Consider the following 5,869-nt stretch of genomic DNA (forward strand, 5'->3'; position numbering starts at 1 on the left):
GGGCAGAGTGCCGAGATAACCACTGCCTTCATCGACTTCCCCGCCCTCACGGTCGTCGCCAACCCGCAGCGCTACACATGCCTCGAAGAGGGCAGGCGATATCTCTATGAATCGCGCGCCAGCGACTTCAGGCGGGAACTTGAAATCGACCGCAACGGGCTGGTTGTCGACTATCCCGATTTCTGGCGCAGAGGTTAAGGCGTGTTTGCATGCAAACCGCTCTTTACAGAGCGTGCGGAAGCTTTTAGGAAGCGCCTGCTGCGCCGACATGCGCACGTACGGGCATAGCTCAGTTGGTAGAGCGGCGGTCTCCAAAACCGCAGGTCGTAGGTTCGAGCCCTGCTGCCCGTGCCATTCCCTGAATGGCATTCAACCCAATGTCTCGCCGTTTCGGAATGGCGTTCAAAACGATATTTCCATGGTCCGGCCTTTGAAAATCGGCAACCCGCTTGCCATATAGGGTCGATTGGGGCATAAGAGCGCCATAGCCGGGACGGAACGACTGGATGGTTCCGAGGCGGTGTTTGGTCATAAAGCGGAGACTTGCCACTTGCGTGGATCAAGAATCGGTTTTATGTAGACGAAACAGACACGCGACGCGTGGAGCTGGGAAACCGGCTTTACGCGTCTGATTTGCATGGGCGAAATGATTGCGCTGATTCGGCGCGAAATTCGCTCAGGCGGCACGTCCCGGCCAGCGGGATCATCCAGGAGACCCGGCCAACGGGTCTTGAAGACAGAGCGGCATATGGCTTCGAAAACCACAAATCCTTTCGTCTTTCTCCAGCAGGTTCGCGCGGAGACCGCCAAGGTGACTTGGCCGTCGCGGCGCGAAACGATGATCTCGACGGTGATGGTTCTGGCCTTCGCAGTGATCGCGATGATCTTTTTCTTCACCGCTGATCAGCTCATGGGCCTCGCGGTCGAACAGATTCTGGGCATCGGACGCTAAGTCCGGCGATTACGGAGAAGTCTTGAAATGACCGCGCGCTGGTACATCGTCCACGCCTATTCGAACTTTGAAAAGAAGGTCGCCGAGGATATCGAGAACAAGGCCAAGCAGAAGGGCCTGTCTGCCGACATCCACCAGATCGTGGTTCCGACCGAGAAGGTCGTCGAAGTTCGCCGCGGCCGCAAGGTCGATGCCGAGCGCAAGTTCTTCCCGGGCTATGTGCTGCTGAAGGCCAATCTGACCGACGCCGTGTTCTCGCTGGTCAAGAACACGCCGAAGGTCACCGGCTTCCTGGGTGACTCCAAGCCGGTGCCGATCACCGAGGCGGAAGCGCAGCGCATCCTGAACCAGGTCCAGGAAGGCGTCGAGCGGCCCAAGCCCTCGGTCACGTTCGAGATCGGCGAAGCGATCCGCGTTTCGGATGGTCCCTTCGCGTCGTTCAACGGTTTCGTCCAGGAAGTGGACGAGGAGCGGGCGCGGCTCAAGGTGGAAGTTTCGATCTTCGGGCGCGCCGTGCCTGTCGATCTGGAATTCGGGCAGGTCGAAAAGGGCTGATCCGAAATCCCTGAAGCCGGTTTGGCGATCAGGGGAGGCGGCGCGGAAGCGCGGCCTGAGAACGGTGGGAGACGAATGCGGCTTTAGCCGGCCGCATGGATCGCACCACCAGACTGCAACCGCCGGCATGACCGGCATAGACAAAGGCAGGAAAAGAGATGGCTAAGAAAATTGCAGGCCAGCTCAAGCTCCAGGTGAAAGCGGGATCGGCTACGCCGTCTCCCCCGATCGGCCCGGCGCTTGGTCAGCGTGGCATCAACATCATGGAGTTCTGCAAGGCGTTCAACGCGCAGACCCAGGAAATGGAAAAGGGATCGCCGGTTCCGGTTGTCATCACCTACTATCAGGACAAGTCCTTCACCTTCGTCATGAAGACGGCGCCGGTGAGCTACTTCCTGAAGAAGGCGGCGAACCTGACCTCTGGTTCCAAGGAGCCGGGCAAGGTCAAGGCCGGTACGGTTTCGCGTGACAAGGTCCGCGAGATTGCCACCGCGAAGATGAAAGACCTGAACGCAAACGACGTCGAAGCGGCCATGCGCATGGTCGAGGGCTCCGCCCGCTCGATGGGTCTGGAAGTGGTGGGCTAAGATCATGGCAAAGATTGCAAAGCGTGTATCGAAGACCCGCGAAGGCATCGATCCCAACAAGGCTTATGCCCTGGGTGATGCGCTGAAGCTGCTCAAGGACCGTTCCTCGGTGAAGTTCGATGAGACCATCGAAGTCGCCATGAACCTCGGCGTCGACCCGCGCCATGCCGACCAGATGGTCCGCGGCGTGGTCAACCTGCCGAACGGCACCGGCCGCTCGGTACGTGTCGCCGTGTTCGCCCGTGGCGACAAGGCCGACGAAGCGCGCGCTGCCGGCGCCGACATCGTTGGTGCCGAGGATCTGGTCGACATCGTCCAGAAGGGCACGATCGATTTCGATCGCTGCATCGCCACGCCGGACATGATGCCGCTGGTCGGCCGTCTGGGCAAGGTGCTCGGCCCGCGCGGCATGATGCCGAACCCGAAGGTCGGAACCGTCACCACCGACGTTGCCGCCGCCGTCAAGGCGTCCAAGGGCGGCGCCGTCGAGTTCCGTGTCGAGAAGGCTGGCATCGTCCATGCCGGCGTCGGCAAGGTCTCGTTCGACGTCAAGGCCCTGGAAGAGAACATCCGCGCCTTCGCCGATGCGGTGACCAAGGCAAAGCCGACTGGCGCCAAGGGCAACTACGTCAAGAAGGTGTCGGTCACCTCGACGATGGGCCCGGGCCTCAAGCTCGACGTCGCGACGCTTAACGCGTCCTGATACGAACATTTGGATCGGCCGGCAAGCGGCTGATCCGCAAGTGAATTCCGGACCTCCGACTTGTCGGCGGCCCGGTACCGGAAGCCGAAAGGTTTCCGGACATCCTGTCCGAGATTGCAGGCGGCCCAGAAGCCTTAATTCGATTTGGGCCTGCATGAGACGGGTGAAGACCGGACAACGGAGCGATTGCTCCAATGAAAGGTTCGAACCGTGTTTGCCTTTTGTCTGCGCATCGCCGGCTTGACTGTCGATGTGGCGAAAGGGGGCAGGATCCTCGAGCGTCGTTCGGGAGATCCGTTACTGGATGGCCCGGCCGACAAAAGGCAACCCGACGCCTGTCCTCGTCAATGGGATGTTCCCGTTAACAGGATTGGGGTCAACTGGAGATAGGCAGTGGACAGAGCGGAAAAACGCGAACTCGTCACGGGCCTGAACGGTGCGTTCTCGAACGCAGGTTCAGTGGTCGTGGCCCACTACGCCGGTATCACCGTCGCGCAAATGAACGACCTTCGGTCGAAAATGCGCGCTGCCGGTGGCACCGTCAAAGTCGCGAAGAACCGTCTCGCCAAAATCGCTCTTCAGGGCACGGACTCCGCATCGATCATCGAGCTGTTCAAGGGACAGACGCTGATTGCTTATTCGGAGGATCCGATTGCGGCGCCGAAGGTCGCGTCCGATTTCGCCAAGGGAAATGACAAGCTCGTCATTCTCGGCGGCGCAATGGGCACCACCTCGCTCAATGCCGACGGTGTGAAGGCACTCGCCACACTTCCGTCGCTCGATGAGCTGCGCGCCAGGCTGGTTGGCATGATCGCCACGCCGGCAACCCGGATCGCCCAGATCGTCAATGCGCCAGCGGCCTCGGTCGCGCGCGTCATCGGCGCTTACGCCCGGAAGGACGAGGCGGCATGAGGCCGTTCCTCGCTATCACAAACACACGTTCGAACCTTATGAAGGAACACAACAATGGCTGATCTCGCAAAGATCGTAGACGACCTTTCGAAGCTGACCGTCCTCGAGGCGGCCGAGCTGTCGAAGCTTCTGGAAGAAAAGTGGGGCGTTTCGGCTGCTGCTCCGGTGGCGGTTGCCGCTGCTGGCGGCGCTGCGGCCGCTGCTGCTCCGGCCGAGGAAAAGACGGAATTCGATGTCGTCCTCACCGACGCAGGCGCTCAGAAGATCAACGTCATCAAGGAAGTCCGCGCCATCACCGGTCTTGGCCTCAAGGAAGCCAAGGATCTGGTTGAAGCGGCTCCGAAGCCGGTCAAGGAAGCCGTTTCCAAGGCCGACGCTGACAAGTTCAAGGCCCAGCTGGAAGCAGCCGGCGCCAAGGTCGAACTGAAGTAAGCGTAAAAGCGGCGGGCGGCCTCGCGCCGTCCGCCACTCCCTTCGCCCGAAGGGAGAGCGCGTAACGCGAGATTTTGCGAGAACCTCTTTCCTGAGGGCCGAAAACCGGCCTTCAGGAAACGGGTTTTCTCCCGTTCTAGCCGGCCGCCGACAGGCGCCGGGAAAACAGACAGAGGGTTGCCGCCAAGGTGGCCCAGTATGCAAGGCGAGCCGCGGCGAGGCTCGTCCCGAGTTTAGAGCTAAGGAGCGACGATGGCCCAGACCCAGACTTTCAATGGCCGCAGACGCGTACGCAAGTTCTTCGGAAAGATTCCGGAAGTTGCGGAGATGCCGAACCTGATCGAGGTTCAGAAGGCATCCTATGACCAGTTCCTGATGGTGGCGGAGCCCAAGGGTGGGCGTCCGGACGAGGGGCTGCAGGCCGTTTTCAAGTCGGTCTTCCCGATCTCCGATTTTTCCGGCTCCTCCATGCTGGAGTTCGTGAAGTACGAGTTCGAAGGACCGAAATTCGACGTTGACGAATGCCGTCAGCGCGACCTCACCTATGCCGCGCCGCTCAAGGTGACGCTGCGCCTCATCGTGTTCGATATCGACGAGGACACCGGCGCCAAGTCCATCAAGGACATCAAGGAGCAGGACGTCTACATGGGCGACATGCCGCTCATGACCTTGAACGGCACCTTTATCGTCAACGGCACCGAGCGCGTCATCGTTTCGCAGATGCACCGTTCGCCGGGCGTCTTCTTCGACCATGACAAGGGCAAGTCGCACTCGTCGGGCAAGCTTCTGTTTGCCGCGCGCGTCATCCCGTATCGCGGTTCGTGGCTCGACATCGAGTTCGATTCCAAGGACGTCGTGCACGCCCGCATCGATCGCCGCCGCAAGATTCCGGTGACGTCGCTGCTGATGGCGCTCGGCATGGACGGCGAAGAGATCCTGTCGACCTTCTACAACAAGATCACCTACAAGCGTGCCGGCGACCATTGGCGCATTCCGTTCAACGTCGAGCGTTTCCGCGGCCTCAAGGCTGTCGGCGACCTGGTCGATGCCGATACCGGCGAAGTCGTCGTCGAGGCCGGCAAGAAGATCACCGCACGCCAGGCACGGGCGCTTGGCGAAAAGGGTCTGAAGGCGATCAAGGCGACCGACGAGGACCTGCTCGGCAACTATCTGGCCGAGGACATCGTCAACTACGCCACCGGCGAGATCTTCCTCGAGGCCGGTGACGAGATCGACGAGAAGACGCTGAAGGTGCTGCTCGGCACCGGCGAAGAGGAGATCAAGGTTCTCGACATCGACCACGTCAATGTCGGCGCCTATATCCGCAACACGCTCAACGTCGACAAGAACGAGAGCCGCCAGGACGCGCTGTTCGACATCTATCGTGTCATGCGCCCCGGCGAGCCGCCGACGCTCGAAACCGCCGAAGCCATGTTCAACTCGCTGTTCTTCGATAGCGAGCGCTACGATCTGTCGGCCGTCGGCCGCGTCAAGATGAACATGCGCCTCGAGCTGAAGGCCGAGGACACCGTGCGCGTGCTGCGCAAGGACGACATCCTGGCCGTGGTCAGGACGCTGGTCGAACTGCGCGACGGCAAGGGCGAGATCGACGACATCGACAATCTCGGCAACCGCCGCGTGCGTTCGGTCGGCGAGCTGATGGAAAACCAGTACCGCGTCGGCCTGCTGCGCATGGAGCGCGCGATCAAGGAGCGCATGTCCTCGATC

General features: G+C 60.9%; 7 protein-coding genes, 1 tRNA gene and 1 pseudogene. All 9 read left to right on the forward strand.

Annotation, left to right across the window (positions count from 1 at the left end; translation table 11 throughout):
* Positions 1–198: putative glycolipid-binding domain-containing protein (locus EN991_RS20530; protein WP_206519222.1), on the forward strand; the 198-nt coding region annotated here is incomplete at its 5' end.
* Between the two features lie 80 nt (positions 199–278).
* Positions 279–354: transfer RNA gene (locus EN991_RS20535), tRNA-Trp, on the forward strand.
* Positions 355–748: 394 nt separating this feature from the next.
* Positions 749–952 (forward strand): preprotein translocase subunit SecE, encoded by a 204-nt coding sequence (gene secE / locus EN991_RS20540; RefSeq protein WP_013531408.1) that lies wholly within the window; start codon positions 749–751, stop codon positions 950–952.
* A gap of 27 nt (positions 953–979) precedes the next feature.
* Positions 980–1,507 carry a transcription termination/antitermination protein NusG gene (nusG, locus tag EN991_RS20545; protein ID WP_013531409.1) on the forward strand — a complete coding sequence of 176 codons (528 nt, stop codon included), beginning with the start codon at positions 980–982 and terminating at the stop codon, positions 1,505–1,507.
* Between the two features lie 158 nt (positions 1,508–1,665).
* Positions 1,666–2,094, forward strand: coding sequence for a 50S ribosomal protein L11 (gene rplK / locus EN991_RS20550; RefSeq protein WP_013531410.1), 429 nt, complete (start codon positions 1,666–1,668; stop codon positions 2,092–2,094).
* Between the two features lie 4 nt (positions 2,095–2,098).
* A complete protein-coding gene (gene rplA / locus EN991_RS20555; RefSeq protein ID WP_013531411.1) occupies positions 2,099–2,797 on the forward strand; it encodes a 50S ribosomal protein L1 in 699 nt (232 codons plus the stop codon).
* Positions 2,798–3,190: 393 nt separating this feature from the next.
* On the forward strand, positions 3,191–3,709 hold the full coding sequence (gene rplJ / locus EN991_RS20560) for a 50S ribosomal protein L10 (RefSeq protein WP_013531412.1): 519 nt from the start codon (positions 3,191–3,193) through the stop codon (positions 3,707–3,709).
* A gap of 54 nt (positions 3,710–3,763) precedes the next feature.
* Positions 3,764–4,141: a 50S ribosomal protein L7/L12 gene (rplL, locus tag EN991_RS20565; RefSeq protein ID WP_013531413.1), complete on the forward strand. Its 378-nt coding sequence runs from the start codon at positions 3,764–3,766 to the stop codon at positions 4,139–4,141.
* 252 nt (positions 4,142–4,393) lie between these two features.
* A pseudogene (locus EN991_RS20570) lies at positions 4,394–5,869 on the forward strand (DNA-directed RNA polymerase subunit beta); the annotation flags it as partial.

It is taken from the genome of Mesorhizobium sp. M7A.F.Ca.US.005.03.2.1 (assembly GCF_003997795.1).
GTDB classification, from domain to species: Bacteria; Pseudomonadota; Alphaproteobacteria; order Rhizobiales; family Rhizobiaceae; genus Mesorhizobium; species Mesorhizobium ciceri.